15 protein-coding genes and 1 other annotated feature are annotated in these 17,041 nt (G+C 35.4%); of the genes, 3 read left to right on the plus strand and 12 right to left on the minus strand.

Features of this window, described 5'->3' with window-relative positions; all coding sequences use genetic code 11:
• Window positions 1-15: 15 nt before the first annotated feature.
• Complete coding sequence (locus tag MKY94_RS11505) at window positions 16-1,218, plus strand: hypothetical protein (protein ID WP_342577089.1); 1,203 nt, start codon at window positions 16-18, stop codon at window positions 1,216-1,218.
• Between the two features lie 65 nt (window positions 1,219-1,283).
• Here the strand turns inward: MKY94_RS11505 and MKY94_RS11510 are convergent, their stop codons facing one another.
• From MKY94_RS11510 to MKY94_RS11540, 7 genes are all read right to left on the minus strand, one after another.
• Window positions 1,284-1,730, minus strand: coding sequence for a GNAT family N-acetyltransferase (locus MKY94_RS11510; RefSeq protein WP_340863253.1), 447 nt, complete (start codon window positions 1,728-1,730; stop codon window positions 1,284-1,286).
• Window positions 1,731-2,100: 370 nt separating this feature from the next.
• Window positions 2,101-2,574 carry a DinB family protein gene (locus MKY94_RS11515; RefSeq protein ID WP_340863254.1) on the minus strand — a complete coding sequence of 158 codons (474 nt, stop codon included), beginning with the start codon at window positions 2,572-2,574 and terminating at the stop codon, window positions 2,101-2,103.
• A gap of 91 nt (window positions 2,575-2,665) precedes the next feature.
• Entirely contained in the window at window positions 2,666-4,306 is a 1,641-nt protein-coding gene (gene metG / locus MKY94_RS11520) for a methionine--tRNA ligase (RefSeq protein WP_340863255.1), read from the minus strand.
• An 88-nt stretch (window positions 4,307-4,394) separates the two neighbouring features.
• Window positions 4,395-4,657: a binding site (T-box leader), on the minus strand.
• Between the two features lie 145 nt (window positions 4,658-4,802).
• Complete coding sequence (locus tag MKY94_RS11525) at window positions 4,803-6,155, minus strand: amidohydrolase family protein (protein ID WP_144536078.1); 1,353 nt, start codon at window positions 6,153-6,155, stop codon at window positions 4,803-4,805.
• Between the two features lie 420 nt (window positions 6,156-6,575).
• Entirely contained in the window at window positions 6,576-7,436 is an 861-nt protein-coding gene (locus MKY94_RS11530) for a serine/threonine protein kinase (RefSeq protein WP_191696894.1), read from the minus strand.
• A 180-nt stretch (window positions 7,437-7,616) separates the two neighbouring features.
• Window positions 7,617-8,555, minus strand: a complete 939-nt coding sequence (locus MKY94_RS11535; RefSeq protein WP_191696893.1) for a DUF2268 domain-containing putative Zn-dependent protease — start codon at window positions 8,553-8,555, stop codon at window positions 7,617-7,619.
• A gap of 455 nt (window positions 8,556-9,010) precedes the next feature.
• Entirely contained in the window at window positions 9,011-9,751 is a 741-nt protein-coding gene (locus tag MKY94_RS11540; RefSeq protein WP_191696892.1) for an SDR family oxidoreductase, read from the minus strand.
• 530 nt (window positions 9,752-10,281) lie between these two features.
• Between MKY94_RS11540 and MKY94_RS11545 the strand changes: the two genes are divergently transcribed.
• Window positions 10,282-10,611, plus strand: a complete 330-nt coding sequence (locus MKY94_RS11545) for a hypothetical protein (protein WP_151109526.1) — start codon at window positions 10,282-10,284, stop codon at window positions 10,609-10,611.
• Between the two features lie 303 nt (window positions 10,612-10,914).
• On the opposite strand, the gene MKY94_RS11550 is transcribed toward MKY94_RS11545, so the two are convergent.
• Window positions 10,915-11,985, minus strand: a complete 1,071-nt coding sequence (locus tag MKY94_RS11550; RefSeq protein ID WP_144536072.1) for a citrate/2-methylcitrate synthase — start codon at window positions 11,983-11,985, stop codon at window positions 10,915-10,917.
• 104 nt (window positions 11,986-12,089) lie between these two features.
• Between MKY94_RS11550 and MKY94_RS11555 the strand changes: the two genes are divergently transcribed.
• Entirely contained in the window at window positions 12,090-12,971 is an 882-nt protein-coding gene (locus MKY94_RS11555; protein WP_191696890.1) for a LysR family transcriptional regulator, read from the plus strand.
• Between the two features lie 46 nt (window positions 12,972-13,017).
• Here the strand turns inward: MKY94_RS11555 and MKY94_RS11560 are convergent, their stop codons facing one another.
• The 4 genes from MKY94_RS11560 to MKY94_RS11575 form a co-directional block, all read right to left on the minus strand.
• Window positions 13,018-13,704, minus strand: coding sequence for a VC0807 family protein (locus tag MKY94_RS11560; protein WP_342577090.1), 687 nt, complete (start codon window positions 13,702-13,704; stop codon window positions 13,018-13,020).
• A 213-nt stretch (window positions 13,705-13,917) separates the two neighbouring features.
• Window positions 13,918-14,295 carry a YolD-like family protein gene (locus tag MKY94_RS11565; RefSeq protein WP_144536068.1) on the minus strand — a complete coding sequence of 126 codons (378 nt, stop codon included), beginning with the start codon at window positions 14,293-14,295 and terminating at the stop codon, window positions 13,918-13,920.
• A 277-nt stretch (window positions 14,296-14,572) separates the two neighbouring features.
• Window positions 14,573-15,565: an LLM class flavin-dependent oxidoreductase gene (locus MKY94_RS11570; RefSeq protein ID WP_144536066.1), complete on the minus strand. Its 993-nt coding sequence runs from the start codon at window positions 15,563-15,565 to the stop codon at window positions 14,573-14,575.
• Window positions 15,566-15,715: 150 nt separating this feature from the next.
• Complete coding sequence (locus tag MKY94_RS11575; RefSeq protein ID WP_342577091.1) at window positions 15,716-17,035, minus strand: dihydrolipoamide acetyltransferase family protein; 1,320 nt, start codon at window positions 17,033-17,035, stop codon at window positions 15,716-15,718.
• Window positions 17,036-17,041 lie beyond the last annotated feature (6 nt).

Here is a 17,041-nt window from a genome sequence, read left to right on the forward strand (position 1 = left end):
AGGAGGGTTATATAAATGAAAAGAAATATTATAACTATTATTGGAATGTTTGGCCTAGGGGTTTTCTTTTATTTTACTTACACTTTATTTTTCAACCCTACAAGCGTAGATAGTAATTTGCTTCTATCTATAGCTGATTTGGAGAAGGAAAATTTTTTACATAATAAAAAAGCTATTATCTACCTGTCTACTACCGCTGATCAGGATATTGACGGAGAAGGATTTAGCTTTGCGGTTTTTATCGATCAGAAAGGTAATGCACAAGCGCTAAAAATGGAAGGCTTGGAGTTAGGTAGCACGGCTGTTTATGAAAACAGTGTTTTTCTAGAGGAAAAAGACAAGGTACGGATAGTTGGGGAGGATTATAAAGAATTTCCAATGAAAACGGACCAATACACTGGTGAGCGTACTGGTTTTATCGAGAACAAAAATATATTTTTTAGTATTTATAATAGTGGATTCACTCAAGACGGAAGCGGCTATCTTTCTGATGTCCGTTTTGGAAACAAAGAAAAATTTCAAACAGATAGCATTCCCTTTTATATTGCTTCCTCTGGGATAGAAGGCGACAAAGTTAATATACTTACACAGGATGTTGATAAAAACCAATTCGATTTAAGGCAAGTTACTTTTGATAGTTCATTAGAGGTCGATCATTTGACTATGTTAGACACACCAAAGAATGAATTTTTTAATTCATTGGCTCCTTTGCTTTCAGATAAAAAAAATTATTATTTGATACTTTCATCTGTAATTGATGATTTTAACGAAAAAACTTCCCTTTACCGAATTGCAAAGGATACTTATGAGCAGGAGGTTTATGATTTTATAGAATATAAAGACATGAAGGATTTGGTGTCCACTATTCCTTATAATTTTAAAAACTCTGCTCATATTCACCAAGACGTTTTGTATTTTATCAATGGTCTAGGAGATGTATATACATTCGATACAAAAAACGAAGAAATTCAAAAGAAATTTTCCATAGAAAATGCTAGTAAATCAAAAATCAGACACAACGAGGAAACTTATTTTAAAGATAACTCACTTTATGTGCTAAGATATAGCGATGAAAAAAAAGAAAAATACTATTTAGAGGAATATAATTTAGACAATGGTAGCCGTGTTAATACTTTAGATATTACTGGTTTCCACGATTTATTATCGAGTGTTCAAAAGAAAAGTATTTATTCTTACGATCTAAAAGTTTTAGAATAGTTAAAGACAGCTCCATCTAAAGAAAACAAAAAGGAAGCACCAAATTGGTTCTTCCTTTTACTCATTTATTCATTTATATATTTGACAACGGCCATCTCTTTTCCGAACCTATCACCATTATTGATGAACCCAAGTTTTGAATATAGATTATGTGCTCCTAGATTGTCCGGGTGATAACCAACTACAATTTTTTTCACATCAGGTAGTTTAGACATTTCGAAAAGCATCAGTTCTGAAGCAATCCTTCCAATGCCCTTCCCTTGAAATTTCTTATCAATCATTATTCTATATATCCAGTAGCCATCAAGCTCTTCTTTAACCGAATTATACATTAGAAATCCAACTATAGCTCCATCACAAATAATCGCATATGGCTTTAAGGTAACTTCAAACTTGGACTGTGCGATTGAGATTGCATTTGTATCTATATATTCTTTCTGTTCCTCAGAAATTTCTAGTTGGCAGCATTCATACCAGTTTTTTGAACTTAGTTCTTGTAATCTTATTTCCACAAAATTTCCCCTTTTTGATGGTTGAACGCTAAATTTAACTAATTTAAATAGGACGTTCACCTTTTTTGTTTTGTAATCCCAAACTAATTAGTTTATTTATCATATTGAACGCCCCCCTGTTAAAAATTAAATTGATTATACTTTCCGATTATAGCATAAGCTAGATTATAATCTTTCTATCCATTATAAATTTTCAGACTCTTGAAATTTAGTAGCTTTTTCGTCTGCTTAAACAAGTTAGGTCGATTTCTCTAATAAAGTCTGGCCGTTAAGATAAAATGAAGTTCTTTATTGTAATTGTACCTAGATCGGTTTATTGACCCCATGCTCATAAAAAAACCACCTTTATTTTAATAAAGGTGGTTCTACATTACATTTGTTGTTCTTTTGTTGGTCCCATTACTCCTGGAACTTCTAAACCAGCTTGACGAAGTAATACGGTCATTTGACCACGGTGATGAGTTTGGTGGTCAACGATTTTACGTAAAATTTGCCCACGCTCTAACGTTGTACCGAAAGCTGGAACTCCCTCCACTAAATCTTTGTCTGTTAAAGAAGAGGCTGCATTTTCAAGTGATTTTGCCATATTTTCATAAGCTGTCACAATTGCTTTTGCTGATGCTGGTATTTCTTTAGGATTACCCACTGTAGGTAATTCAAGCTTAGCAAACTTTGCTAAGAAAATTGGTGCTGTTGTTAAATGCCAAGCTAACCAACCAAGTGTGTTATGATTTTTTACTATTGCTTGATCTAGCTTATCGTCTGTCATAGCCTTAAAAACATTTGCTGTTCCTTCCGCCGACATTGTCCATTCCTGTATAAAATCCTCTACTTTACGATACATTAATATACGCCTCCTTCATAGTTTCCTTTTTAATTTTAAATAAAATAATTGCTTATTCAAGGAAAAGGACTTGAATCAACATATATGCTTGTTAGGCATTGTTGACATTCTTATTCAATTGATCAAGTTCATCTTGAATAACCACGGTGTCAATTCTTTCAAATAGAGGAGTAATGTTTTTTATCGTTTTCCCTTTGACATGAACTGGCTCCCATTGGAAGTTGTCCATTCTCAATATCTTCCGTACTTCTTCACTAGAAAAGGGCAAAAACGGGAATAACAATTGAGCGACATTTCCAATTATATAAACGCAAGTTGTTATAGTATTTTTACTTGTATCCTTTTCTTCTTTAATTTGTAACCAAGGTTTTTGCTCGTCAAAGTATTTGTTAGCATCTCGAATATAGGTAAAAATAGTTTCTAAGGCTGTTTTAAAATGAGCCTCTTCTATTAATTTGCCGATTCTAATATACAAGCTTTCGGTTTGTTTTATGATTAAATCATTAATTTCTTCTTCGGGTATCTGACCTTCATATGATTTTTCTATAAACTTTAATGTACGATTGATAAAGTTGCCATATGCACCTAATAGCTCCCCATTATGACTATGAATAAATTCTCTCCAGGAAAAATCTGTGTCTCTATTTTCCGGAGCATTAATTGTTAAGAAATACCTTATAGAATCAGGATGATATTTTTCCAAAATATAAGGAGCCCAAACTGCCCAGTTTTGGCTAGTAGATATTTTTTTCTTTTCCAATGTTAGATATTCATTAGATACGATATGTGTTGGAAGAGCTTTATGACCGATTCCCTTTAGTATTGCTGGCCAGATAAGTGTATGAAAAGGTATGTTATCCTTTCCATGAACGTAGTAAGATATTGTCGCTTCATCCCAAAAGCTTTGTACATCCTTATTATTTTGTAATCCCCACTCCTTACTCGCTGAATAATATCCAGAAACAGCTTCAATCCACACGTAAATTTTCTTTTCCTCATAGCCTTTTATAGGAATACTTACTCCGTTTGGAAGATCTCTTGAAGCCGCCCGATCTTTAAGGCCCTCACTCAAATATCGCTCTGTCAGTTGAACGGCATTGTCTCGCCATGCATTGCTTTTCTTAGAAACCTTCACATAGTTCTCCAGTTCCTCCTGAAAGCTGCCTAGTTCAAAATAAAAATGTTCTGTTTTTCGTATACTCGGTTCATTACCACAGAGTTTACAGCTTCTGTTTGTTAAATCTAAAGGGTCTAAAATTAAAGAACAGCTGTCACATTGATCTCCTCTAGCCTTGCTTCCACAGTTCGGACAAGTTCCTTCTACATATCGATCCGGTAAAAACTGCCTATCCACTTCACAATACGTTTGTTCTATTTCTTTCTTGTAAATATAACCATTCTTCCATAGCTTTAAAAAAATATCTTGTACGACAGCGTGATGATTGGGGCTATCTGTTCTGGTAAACATATCATACGTAAAGCCCAAACGTTTAAAGGTATCAACAAACTCATTATGGTAGCGATCTGCTATTACTTTTGTTGTACTACCTTCAGAGTTAGCGCGAATGGAAATTGGCGTACCATTACAATCACTCCCAGAAACGTATAATACATCTTCTCCTTTTAACCTAAAATACCTAGCTAATATATCTCCTGGTAACAATGCAGCTATGTGCCCCAAATGTAACGAACCATTGGCATACGGCCACGCTCCCCCTATTAAAATACTCATTTTTATCTCTCCTTATTTAAGATACTCTTTTATAAAATCTAACGTTTAAATCATTCCATAAAAAAAACCTCCCCCCTATCGAATAATCGATAAGGACGAGGGTTAAATATCCCGTGGTACCACCTTAATGCTCAAATAGCTCACACTACTTGACTCCATAAGTACATAGCAAGAATGCCTTTATACTTTGACATTGATAACAAGTGTCAACTCTTGTCGTATCCTACTAGTCGCAAAACGTTCAGTACGAAGCTCCGAGATCATGTTCAAATAATTAGTTTGCCTCATTTCCACCGTCAGAAGCTCTCTTTATAACATCATTATTTTACTTTTCCTCTTCAACGCTTTTCATATTAAGAGAATTATATTGACTTTCTTTGAAAAAATCAACACTTACTTTCCATTTTTCTAGTTTTAAGTTTAAAGTATGTAGAAACGTAGAAAGGTCTAACTAATTTTATTTACAATTTCCTAAAACTTTTTAGTTTAATTAATATTAGCTAGATTTATAATTTGTATCTAGAAAACTATTCATAAATTCCTCAACGGATTTTTTTATGTTTTCCTCTGTTGGAACCTTATCAAGCAAGTCGTCCTGTGAATATACGGTACCACCTTTGATAATAAAATGAATTTCTTTCGTATTACGTATGTCTTTTAATGGATTTTTTTCAAGTACTACCATATCCGCGATTGTGCCTTCTTGAATAACCCCTATATCTTGCCTATCTAGTGCTTCAGCTGCTTTAATCGTGGCAGTTCGTAATGCATCTATTTCAGATAAACCAATTTCTACAAATAATTCTAGCTCTCGGTGTAATGCCATACCAGGAAATGTAAATATACCAGCAGGGGTATCAGATCCAGCAACCACTGTCCCACCTAATTCGAAATAAGCCTTTGTAATTGCCTTGTTATAAGTATGTTGTATGCCTAACGAATTTAATGAGCTAGTATTTTCTATAAATCTTCTCCAATGTTGCATCAACACAGCATTCTCTTTTAGTTTGTTCATTATTTTTTCTTCTGGATACCAGTAATTCCTCATTAAATTTACTTGATCATACAAAACCATTGTCGGACAAAGCACTACTTTATTTTCCACAAGTATTTTACATACCTCTATAATTTTTTGCATGTCAGGATTTTTCCAATCAATTGTCTCCCATATATTTTCGTCTGCTTGCATAGTCCAGTTAGGAAAAATATTTTTTATAATACCTGAAGCATGCTCGTTCCATTTAATACCCATTTTTGCTGCCTCTGTGGCAGTAACCTCTATTGAATGTACTAAATCACAGCTAACTTCCTTATGAAGAAGTTTTGCTTCCTCCACGACTATTTTCATCATTTCTTTTTTCAACCAACCATACACTTTGATAAAATCTGCTCCCGCTTCAACCTGTCTTTTAACCTCAGCTCTTGCACTACAAGCATCATTAATATTTATGTTCCAAGGACTATTCTCTCCCCATAACCCCGGTGGTCCATCAATAATTCTATCTGCTGAGATAATTCTTGGGGTAGGTGCCCCGCTGGATGCGTTAATTATTTTTTTTAACTCTCCGATGTTACCTCCTGTGTTTCTAACTGTTGTAACACCAGAGGCAGTGAAAATAGGGGCATAGTCCCCTTTCATATGTACATGCATATCAATCAAACCAGGAATAACAAATCTTCTTTTCAAATCATAAATAACTGCTTTTTTATGAATATAGCCAATAGGCTTATGTGCAGAAACAATCTTTGTAATAAAACCATTTTGAATAAGAAGATGAGAATAAATTGTTTTACCAGTTACAACATCGATCACATTTGCATTTTTTAATAACAATACAGAATTCTCCATGGCACACTTTCCTTTTCTCCCAGAATATGTGTAGCTTCTAATCTAATTAAAAGATTTATATCTTTGGTTTCAAAGGCAAACTGATTGATGGGCATTTCATTATATTTGAATATTTGTTCCTATATAATAAAATGCCTTCTTCTTAAAATCTCAGATAGTACATCCTAAAAAGAAGCTTCTCTTTCTTTTCCCCTTGTATGAGTGTTTATAAACAATATCTGAATTTTTTCTTGTTATATAATTTGGCTATCATAGGCCATTCATCAATTCTTTTTCAATAAATTTAATAACAAAACAGCAATATTCTTAGCATATTTTGTTTGTAGAACAATATTATTTTGGGCTTGAAATTAACTATTTATTACTATTCTAGCTTACATATTTATTTTCCTTTAAATAAATTAAAAACATAAAATATAATTAATCCTTGAAAGAAAACTCTTTATCTACAACTAACTTCCATTCTGTGAAGAAATCTACAATTGAAGAATAACGATTGTCTTTTTCAATCTCTACTGCCCTTCTAGCAACACTATATAATTCTTTTCCTGCTTCCCACTGGTTATATGAACGGTCAAGAGCACCACCTAAAATATAAAAAGCGATGGCACCCATATTAAAAACATTCGAACGTGCATCAATTTCTGCACACATCTTAAACTCTTCTGGTGACATAAACCTTGACGAACCCCAAAGCCTACCTTTTTCATTATAGAATGGTTTAGAATGGTACAAATCTACATCACATATTTTTGTCTTATGCTGTTGAAAATCGTATAAAATACTTCCATCATAAAAGTCTATTGCTGCATAATTACTTTTTTCTACATGTACATGAAACTCAAAAATAGTAGAAAGAGACTTTATTCGTACTTCTAAAGGCAGCAGCTTAAACCTCTGACAAGCTGGACAATGAGCCATATTCTTTTGTATATTTAGGCCATCAAACCATTCATACACAAGTGCATATCCTTCTTCCATCTCTCGGTGTTCTACTAGTTTAACTAAATGTGGATGATCTAATGCTTCGTACACAACTTTTGCATTTTTAAGTTTATTAATTGCTTCCCCTGGTTTTCCCTTGTAATTTACAGGAGCGGCGCCAGCATATTTAACGAAGTTCTTTAAACCATCTTTTATCACCAAAAAAGAGAGATTTCCTGAATCCTGTCGGTCAAACACACAAAAAACCTCTCCATAATCATGTATCCATCGAAAATCATGGATATCTTTTAATGGAAAAGATACTCCGTCTAATATTACCGTTTGCCCATTTCTCATATTAAATTTGGTAACTCCTCTCTCAGCAATCTTTATAAAAAGTCGAGTGCATAACAAGAAGAATACCGATTTTCTAAAAGCTCAAAAAATATCCTCTTATGAAACAATTGTCTAGCAAAAAGTATTACCCTTATTTTTCTTTTGTTTGTTAGAGTACGTTAGACAGAGGAATTTCATAAACTAATCTACATACTTACTTTTAGCTAGTATTTCTTGTGCAGACATTTTGGTCCATTCTTCTGTAGAAACGTCATGATTTTTCTCCAAAAAGCTTCGCATTATCTCATAACCAATTTTGTAATTGGTCCATTTGGCTATTCCTTTAAAATGATTACCGACGAAAAGGAAATCCCAAATTTCTGATTCCTCTGATTCTAAGTTTTCTTTGAAAACTTTCCAGCCCTGCTCCTCATAATAACCAGAAAGTGGCTGTTGCCAAACCGGTTCCATTTGTGGATAGATGATTTTGGCAAAGGTATCTGCCTTCCCCTCCAATATACATCGCTCTAGTAATGTGGTAGCGTCTCCGCTCTCCATAGCAACCGTATGATGGTATTCATGAGCAACCGTATACTTTAAGGCCAGCTCTGTGAAGGACGGGTTAATCTTTAGATAAAAATGTTCCTTACCAAATGTTCCACCAGCCACGTAGTCCAAGTCTTTTAGGGATGCTTCCTCTTCTACAAAGGAAGGAAATACGTAAATCGTCTTATCTACTCCAGAAAGCCTGTCTGAGGATTCCTCTAATGCTTCTTGGATCCATTTATTTATTTCCTGCTTATTACTTTTTAATTTTTCTAGATATTCTCTTATTTGTTCTAGTTTCTTTGGAGCTGGTATCTCTTCGTACAAAGAAACAGTGTGATTAGAATTTATTGCAAATGCCTTCTTAACCTCTTGATTAAATAACGCCTCTATATTACTAGGCTCTTTTTCAGCCTTATCAACAAAGTTCTCATATTCCTCGAAGAAAGTATATATTTCAAATTGCTGACCATTATGTTCCATTAAAATCGGGTTCTCATGAGTTGGATTATTTGGTTTTACTGTTTCCTCTGTGCATCCAGAAAATATTACAAACATACATATTAAAATAACAAGCTTCATCAAATTATTCATAGCTTTCCCTCAGATTCATTAGTAACTATGCTACTACTATTAATGGGCAGAAATATTTTGTAGTAGATTATTATGCACTAACATATTCTCGGCAATAAATACTTCTACCACTATCAAAAAAGCTTACAACCATTTTATTTAGGATTGTTTCTTGTAGAATATCGCCTTAACCAAATAGGCGTGGCAGTAAAAGGGTAAAACATACAAGTTAACTTCCATTTACTTGGTTGATGAAAATCATCTATTTTAAATTAGTAGAAGAATCAACTTTATAGGTTTCCTTGCCTATTAATCTCTCTTCAATTAGCAGAGTAGAATTTTCTTCATTGTAACTTACTGATAACCGTTCCAATGGAAATAAGTTAACATTGTAAAAACTAAAAGAATGGTTAAAACACAAAGTATGTCAATCTTGGAATTGTCTTTTGATTTTTTTCATTTGCCAATTTTCCTCATCAACGATTAAAACCACCCTCTGAATGAATAACTTGTCCAGTAATCCAAGCTGCCTCATCGCTAGCAATAAAGGATACGACCTCTGCCACATCGCTAGGCTGACCTATTCGTCCCATTGGAAAATTCGGTAAAAGGTGTTCTCTTATTTCATCGGTCATCCAAGTTGAATCGGTGGGGCCAGGGTTTATTGCATTTACTGTAATTCCGAGGGGTGCTACTTCCGCAGATAATGATTTTGTAAAAGCTGTTATAGCACCCTTGGTGGCAGCATAAGCAAGTTCTCCTGGCATTGCTCCTAAATCCTGTCCTGATGTCATATTTATAATTCTTCCGTTCGCTCTCTCTCTCTTAAAGCGACGGACAAATTCGACACTCAGCAAAAATGTTGTTCTCATGTTTACTGCATAATGGGCATCCATTGTATTGCCGTCTAATTCCAAATAACCATCTCTTGTCGAATGCGCTGCATTGTTAACTAGTATAGAAGGCGTTCCCAACTCCAGTTCCACTGAATCTAGCACCACTTTGTAAGCATCACTCGGTGATAAATCGATTTCCATTCCTACACAACGGACCCCTAAATTTTCTATCTCTTGCTGTAACCTATTGATCCACTCATTGTCCGCCTGCCAGTTAGTAAAGAATATATCTATTCCTTTAGAAGCTAATTTTCTACAAATTGCAGTTCCAATATCCCTGGGATGACTTGCTCCAGTGATTATTGCTATTTTATTGTTCATAGTTTTTCTCCTATTCTACTTTGAAACTCGATGATAAAAATATATAATTGGAGATTCAAAAAGTAATAATTTCAATATATATGTAAATGAAAATCTGTTATTCTACATTCCGTATTAAGATTTTTTAGACTCTGCATAATTGTATTGGTCTGAAATCTAAAATAATTGAAGTTCACCACTCCAATAACATCTATAAATACCATTATATAACAGAATAATTTGAAAATACACGAAATATTATCTTCTATTTAATTGCTGATTAGAAGTCTTTGTATTATGCCATACTCCCCTTTGCGTATTTACAGTAATGTATATCCACTGATTTCCTAGTAAAGTTGCAGGAAACCAATTAGGGGTATGTTGGCGGGGTAGGTTAGATTACGGTCTAACTGTCCTTTCCAAAGTTCGGTTTTCTCCACATCAGTTTATTCAATTTTTCGGTATAAGCACTCTTCGGATGCCAGAAAATTACCTTTAATTGTAAAAATATCCACATTAGGTTAACCTTTTATAGAAGGGGTGTAATTAATATGAACGGTGATGCTATTGTTTGGATTGTTTTATTATTGTCTCTTGTAATCTGTGATGGTTTAGCAGTGTATTTATACCAAAAAAGGAAAATTCCTTTATGGGTTTCTTCAATTGTTATGGCCCTTTTAGTTCCGGTGATAGTCTATTGTTTTATCGCTTTCGGAATTTATTATGCTAATAAAAACTTTGATCCAGATGACACAAGAGAAGGAATTGCTTTTGCAGGAGGATTTATGGTTTTAGTTCTTGCATTGAATGCAATTATTATGTTTGTCATAGGAGTTGTTTTAAATATTTACACATTCATCAAAAATAAACAAAAATCATAAAAAAGTCATGTGTTTTATAACACATGACTTTTTATATTTAGCAAACTAAACACATAACAGTTTCGACTATATAGCGATATAACCAATACCAGATGCCTGAGAACAATCCCATTATGCGTCACGCAGACAATGTGGGTGGGCAGCTAACAACATGTTTTGTGTAACAACAATAGCGGCAGAGATGGCTTATCGCTCCTCTCGCAAAGAGTACACCAAAACGGAAATCTACAATACTTAATTCAATTTATTTAAGTATATATAGAAAATAAACATTTGCCGGATGCTTCTGCATTATTACCTCTATTACTTTAATTCCCCTACATAAATGGATTGTGGGCGGAAAATGGTGTTGTCTCTTATTTGTTCAATAGCATGTGCAGTCCAGCCTACCATTCTAGCTACACTAAATGTAGGTGTGAATAGTTCTGCTGGCATATCTATCGAGCGCATGATTGCAGCAGCATAATACTCAACATTTGTGTATAGCTTGCGTCCAGGCTTATGCTCTGCAAGTAAATCAATAATTTCTTTTTCTGCTATAGTTGCGATATCTAACCAAGGATCCTTTCCTTGGAGGTTTAAGCATTTGTCTCGAAGTAAAATGGAACGAGGGTCCTCTGTCTTATATATTCGGTGACCAAAGCCCATTATCTTTTCGCCATTTATAATTTTATCTCTTACAATGTCTCTGATCATTGTAGGATTTTTAAACTCATTGAGTAGTGAAATTACCCCTGAAGGCGCTCCTCCGTGCAACGGTCCCTTCATTGTTCCTAACGCTGAAGTTACTGCAGCTGTAAGATCTGACTCTGTCGAAATCGTTACTCTAGCAGCAAAGGTCGAGGCATTTAAACCGTGCTCCATCGTTAGCTTTAAATAGGTTTCAAGCGCTTCAACTTGTACATCTGTTGGTACTTCACCATTTAGCATCCATAAATAATTGGCAGTATGGCTAAGTTCTTTTTTAGGCTCTACTATTGCTAATCCTTTTTGGTTTCGATAATGTCTAGCAACTATGACCGGCAGTGCTGCTGTTAAAATTATCGCCTGCTCTTCTAGTGATTTTTCTTTAAATTCTGCATGAGCATAGCCTGATATCGCCGTTCTCATTGCATCCATCAAGGACACTTCCATTGGAAGAGCATCAATAATTGCAATTATGTGATTTGGTAGTTCTCTAAATTCATTTAAAGATGGAAAACTAGTGTTTGTTCGTTCCCCTGTCCACAAAAAATTGGCGATATCTTCAAATGACCCTTCATTTACTAGCTCATCTACTTTTACCCCACGGTATCTAAGCTCTCCTATATCTCCATCCACCGATGCGATTTTTGTATGAACAGCAACTACATCTTTTAATCCTTTTTGAAACATATGAAACGCCTCCTTTTTCTTTATTATATTTAAAAACATTGATAATAAAAATTAAATATATATAATTAACTTAATTAAAAAAGTTAATCAAGTAGGTGAATATAATGGAATATCACTGGTTAAAAACATTTTGTGTAGCTGCAGATACCTTAAACTTTCGAAAGGCATCTGAAAAATTAATGGTCTCTCAGCCAAGTGTGACCGTTCATATTAAATTACTGGAAGAGTATTTAGGTACCCCTCTTTTCGATCGAATAAACAATCGTGTAACCCTTTCGGAGGCTGGTAAATTTTTTCTTCCAGAGGCTAAGCAGCTAGTTCAACAGTCGGAGTCAAGCGTCAATAAAATACGATCATTTGCACAAGGCTATCGCCGTAAATGGTCTATTGCCATCTCTCCCCTTATGGCGGAAACCATACTTCCTTACTTTTTAAAAACATTCTTAAAGCGGCATCCGGATTTAGAAATAAATATAAGGGTAGAGGAATCCCATCTTATAGAGGAATTGGTTGATACAGGGGAAGTAAACGTTGGAATATCTGCGATTGATTCTCAAAAGAAAAATATAGAATCAATCTCTATTTACGAGGACCCAATTTTGTTTTTAATGCCTTTTGATGGATTTGATGAAGAAAATGGACCACCAATAGATGTGAAAGAGATACTTCAGAAAAATTATCTTTTTACTCACCATCATCCTGTTTTTTGGGATGAGCTACTACTGAAGCTAAATAAGCATGTAGTTGGATTAAGAACCATGAAAGTCACACAAGCCCATATAACTAAACGCTTTATCCAGGAGGGGCTCGGTGTATCCTTTCTTCCTCACTCTATTGTTAGACGAGAATTAATAGAAGGAAAGATGATGCAGCCACATTTTGATCTGTTCGACCTGCCTACTGTCTCAACATTTATCATTGTTAAAAAAAAGAGCGTACTAGAAGAAGAATTTATCGCACAAATTTCCAAATATTATTTTGGATAAGTTAGACGCGTTAGCTAATGGGCTAACGCTTTTTCTCTAATATGTTTTAAGGATTTTCTTTTGTTATCGCTTGCAGAGGCTGTGGCTGCGTTAATCTTTTGATTTCCTTGTAAATATTTAGATAGAACCATATGAAAACTGCTGCAAAGACCCAACCAGTTATTCTCAAGTAAATCAACATTGTGCCATAGCTATCCACACCATACCTGTCCAAAAGCCATGCCTTAATGCCTGCTAGGGTAAGCCCTCTTATGACAAACATTAGCGTCAATAGCTGAAACCATTTAAATAATTCTTTACGATAGAACTGCTTTCTACTGCTTTCACGGTCATATCCCTGCAAGAATGCCACATCTATAAAGAAAAATAATGGGAGAGGCTTTTTAATGAGCATGGAGAGCAAATAGACGAAGCTAAAAGCAACCCCTAAATATACTTGGTTCCATAGCATCCTTTCTGCAGATCCAGATAATATATCAATCACAGTTCCTACCAATAAACTGAACAAGATAAAAATGCCCGTCACATTAAATTCTCGGTCTACAATAAAACGTACTATAGTATAGGCAAATCCAGGTGCAGTGGATAACAAAAGTGCCCAATAATCACCTAAACCTTCTCTACCATTAGTCCAAATTAAGTATGGTACTACTACATAAAACAAGATTTCTAAAAAGATATAGTATTTCTTCATTGCCCCTTTATCATCCTTTGCTGTTATCCCACTCATCATACCCTTCTGTAATATATTCCCTATGGATACCTATAATCCTCTTTTATAGTAAAAGGAATTCATTATCATTAAGGTATTTAGCAAATCTAACATTGAATATATCCCAAGTGATTCATCAGTTATCTTGTCTATAATTATTTTATGTTTGAATCTATTTAGACTTAGCACTTCCAAACAATAAAGACCTCTATAAGGAGGTCTCTCAGAATGTTTTTATTCTAATATCGTCACGTCCACAATTTCATCCAATTTCACTTCAAAAAATTGAAATGGATCTTCTAATTCGATAATGCGCCTAGTTAAATCAATCCATTGAATTGTCCCTCGATGATATAAAAATTCTCCATCTTTCCAACGTTTAATTTTTATGTCTACATTTCTTTTCATCGCAAGTTCAATTTGTTCTTGAATTGCTTCATAGTCGAACTCATTTAGATCTGGGCGCGGAACTTTTTTTATCTCCTCATGATAGTCTCTCAACATCTTCACGTGTTCAGGCAACATCATCGCCACCCACTTTTTTGAACCTCTATCACGGATTTTAGATAAATCCAACGCGTTCCAGTCTTCCTCGAAATTAGCCATCTCCATCACCTTTCTTTTTTATCATTATACAGAACGTTTGTTCTGTTATCAACCGCCAATTTAAAGCAATTCATGTTATAAAGTATTATTCTTGTTTTTTCCTGTTAGCAAACAATCTATACTAGAAAGCAAGCAAGGCAAAAGTATGTTTTTTGAGTTGAGAATTGTAATAGTACGAACGAAGTCAATTCAAAAAGCGAGTAAGTGAACGACGAATCGTTCACTTACTCGCTAAAGATACCAAGAAGCTCAGTCAGTATTAATATAAAAGAGAATCAAGACACTACAACAATTCTTTTGCTAACAATCGATATACATCTAAACGCTTTTGCTGAGAATGCGGTATACTACAAATCATCGCCTCATCAAACCCATAATGCGCCTGTTCTTCTTGAAGAGTAGTAGCTACTTCTTTTGCAGAACCAACTAAATGGATTTTACGATTTTCCTGGATCATCATGCGATCCATTTCAGATAAAGGATAGTTTTGTGCTTCTTCAGGTGTCATAAGCTGGCGAATTTGTCCCTTCATCAGAGAAAGTCTAGATATATCCTGTGGAAGTGCTTCAAATTCTGCCTCTTCTTTTGTTTCAGCAACTGTCACTAAATACGTTACGTTAATCTCAGGCTTTTCCATTAATGCTGAAGGTTTAAAATTTGTACGGTATGCATTTAAAGTAGCAGGAGTCATTCCTCCCTGAAAGAATTGTGCAAAGGAATATCCCAAGCCCATCTTTCCTGCCTGAATCGCACTGTTCCCTGTCGAGCCAAGCAACCAAGCTTCGGGAAGCACGATATTAGATGGAGTAGCAATCGTTTTATTGTACACACTGTCCTCGGGAACTTCGTCATTTAAAAGCTGTAATGCAGTTCCTAGTTTTTCATACATATTGTTCACCATTGGTGGACGGCCCTCAGAAAGAGCATGCATCGCATAGTTATCCCCGCCAGGAGCACGCCCCACTCCGAAGTCTATTCTCCCTGGAGAAAAAGCACTTAACGTCTTAAAGACCTCTGCAAGCTTAAGAGCTGAATAATGCATCATCATAACGCCGCCAGTACCAATACGGAGCTTTTGAGTTTTAGCAGCAAGATGGGCTGCAATGACTTCAGGAGCTGAGCTCGCAAAAGCCCCGGTTCCATGATGCTCAGCCATCCACATACGGTGATAGCCTAATTCGTCAGCTAAAAGGGCTAATTCTTCTGCTTTTTTTAATGCATCTGCTGCAGTATTTCCAGCCGTGATCGGTGCTTGATCTAAAACACTTAATTTCATAATATATAATCGTCCCTTCATAGAAAATTCATGTGTATCTCTTTCCTTTTAAATGCTATAGAAATAGTTTAAAAAAGTAAACGAAAGGGACTTAAGTTTTATAAATAAAAAAAGGCGAGAGCCCTTACTGAGGGACTTCTCGCCTGAATATTAATATACAGATGTATTTTCCTTCGAAATATTTTCTAATATTTCTTTCACACGAGCTAAGAAGCGACCACAAACAAGGCCATCTAGCACGCGGTGGTCTAGAGATAGACATAGGTTCACCATATCTCTTGCAGCAATCATGCCGCCTTCCATAATAACTGGACGCTTAACAATAGATTCCACCTGAAGAATTGCTGCTTGTGGGTAGTTGATGATACCCATTGATTGAACAGAACCAAATGAACCAGTATTGTTGACTGTGAAAGTACCACCTTGCATTTCATCTGATTTAAGCTTACCAGAGCGAACTTTTCCTGCAAGCTCATTCACTTCACGTGCAATCCCTTTAATAGTCTTTTCATCTGCTTGTTTAATCACTGGAACAAACAATGCATCATCTGTTGCAACCGCAATCGAAATATTGATGTCTTTCTTTTGGACTATTTTGTCACCAGCCCACATAGAGTTCATCATCGGGAACTCTTTTAATGCTTGTGCTACTGCTTTAACGAAGAAGGCAAAGTATGTAACGTTAAAGCCTTCTTTTTGTTTAAACTCTTTTTTAATAGAGTCACGGTATTGAACAAGATTAGTTACATCCACTTCTATCATTGTCCAAGCGTGAGGCGCTTCATGCTTACTACGTAGCATATTAGCTGCAATTGCTTTTCGAACGCCTGTAACAGGAATTTCAATATCACCTGCTCCGACTGGAACATTAACAGGAGCAGACTTTGGTTGGGAATTCGCAGGAGCAGAAGATACAGCCGGCGCTTCTTCTACGGCAGATTTTGCAGCAGGAGCAGCCTTTGGAATCTCTCCACTATCTATGATTTTTAGTAGATCCTTACGAGTAATCCTGCCTTCATTACCAGTACCTGTTACTAAAGAAAGGTCTATGTCATGCTCCTGAGAAAGTTTAAGAACTGCAGGAGAGTAACGAGCTTTTATTCCTTTATCCCGTTCTGCCGGTGCTGATTGAATATGTTTATTCACTTCAGCTGGTTTAACTGTTTCTGCAGTTGGTTCTTCTGGAGCTGCTTCCTTCACTTCTACAATTTTTTCCTCGGAAGAGCCGCCTTCTGTTTCAATTGTACAGACGATTTCTCCAACTGCAAGCGTATCTCCTTCATTTGCAACAAGTTCTTTAATGACTCCTGTAAAGGAAGAAGGTACTTCTGCAGTAACTTTGTCCGTATTGACCTCTGCAAGTGCATCATATTTGTTTACATGATCGCCTGGTTTAACTAACCATTTTTCGATTGTTCCCTCGGTTACACTTTCCCCAAGCTGAGGCATTTTAATTTGTTCTAGTGCCATATGGGT

Origin of the sequence: Psychrobacillus sp. FSL K6-2843, assembly GCF_038626375.1 — a bacterium.
Taxonomy (GTDB): domain Bacteria; phylum Bacillota; class Bacilli; order Bacillales_A; family Planococcaceae; genus Psychrobacillus; species Psychrobacillus faecigallinarum.

Excerpts from the sequence above, each read along its gene's own strand:
- MKY94_RS11505 (WP_342577089.1), top strand. The coding sequence starts at position 16 with ATGAAAAGAAATATTATAACTATTATTGGAATGTTTGGCCTAGGGGTT.
- MKY94_RS11515 (WP_340863254.1), bottom strand. The coding sequence starts at position 2,574 with ATGTATCGTAAAGTAGAGGATTTTATACAGGAATGGACAATGTCGGCG.
- metG (WP_340863255.1), bottom strand. The coding sequence starts at position 4,306 with ATGAGTATTTTAATAGGGGGAGCGTGGCCGTATGCCAATGGTTCGTTA.
- MKY94_RS11525 (WP_144536078.1), bottom strand. The coding sequence starts at position 6,155 with ATGGAGAATTCTGTATTGTTATTAAAAAATGCAAATGTGATCGATGTT.
- MKY94_RS11530 (WP_191696894.1), bottom strand. The coding sequence starts at position 7,436 with ATGAGAAATGGGCAAACGGTAATATTAGACGGAGTATCTTTTCCATTA.
- MKY94_RS11535 (WP_191696893.1), bottom strand. The coding sequence starts at position 8,555 with ATGAATAATTTGATGAAGCTTGTTATTTTAATATGTATGTTTGTAATA.
- MKY94_RS11540 (WP_191696892.1), bottom strand. The coding sequence starts at position 9,751 with ATGAACAATAAAATAGCAATAATCACTGGAGCAAGTCATCCCAGGGAT.
- MKY94_RS11545 (WP_151109526.1), top strand. The coding sequence starts at position 10,282 with ATGAACGGTGATGCTATTGTTTGGATTGTTTTATTATTGTCTCTTGTA.
- MKY94_RS11550 (WP_144536072.1), bottom strand. The coding sequence starts at position 11,985 with ATGTTTCAAAAAGGATTAAAAGATGTAGTTGCTGTTCATACAAAAATC.
- MKY94_RS11555 (WP_191696890.1), top strand. The coding sequence starts at position 12,090 with ATGGAATATCACTGGTTAAAAACATTTTGTGTAGCTGCAGATACCTTA.
- MKY94_RS11560 (WP_342577090.1), bottom strand. The coding sequence starts at position 13,704 with ATGATGAGTGGGATAACAGCAAAGGATGATAAAGGGGCAATGAAGAAA.
- MKY94_RS11565 (WP_144536068.1), bottom strand. The coding sequence starts at position 14,295 with ATGGAGATGGCTAATTTCGAGGAAGACTGGAACGCGTTGGATTTATCT.
- MKY94_RS11570 (WP_144536066.1), bottom strand. The coding sequence starts at position 15,565 with ATGAAATTAAGTGTTTTAGATCAAGCACCGATCACGGCTGGAAATACT.
- MKY94_RS11575 (WP_342577091.1), bottom strand. The coding sequence starts at position 17,035 with ATGGCACTAGAACAAATTAAAATGCCTCAGCTTGGGGAAAGTGTAACC.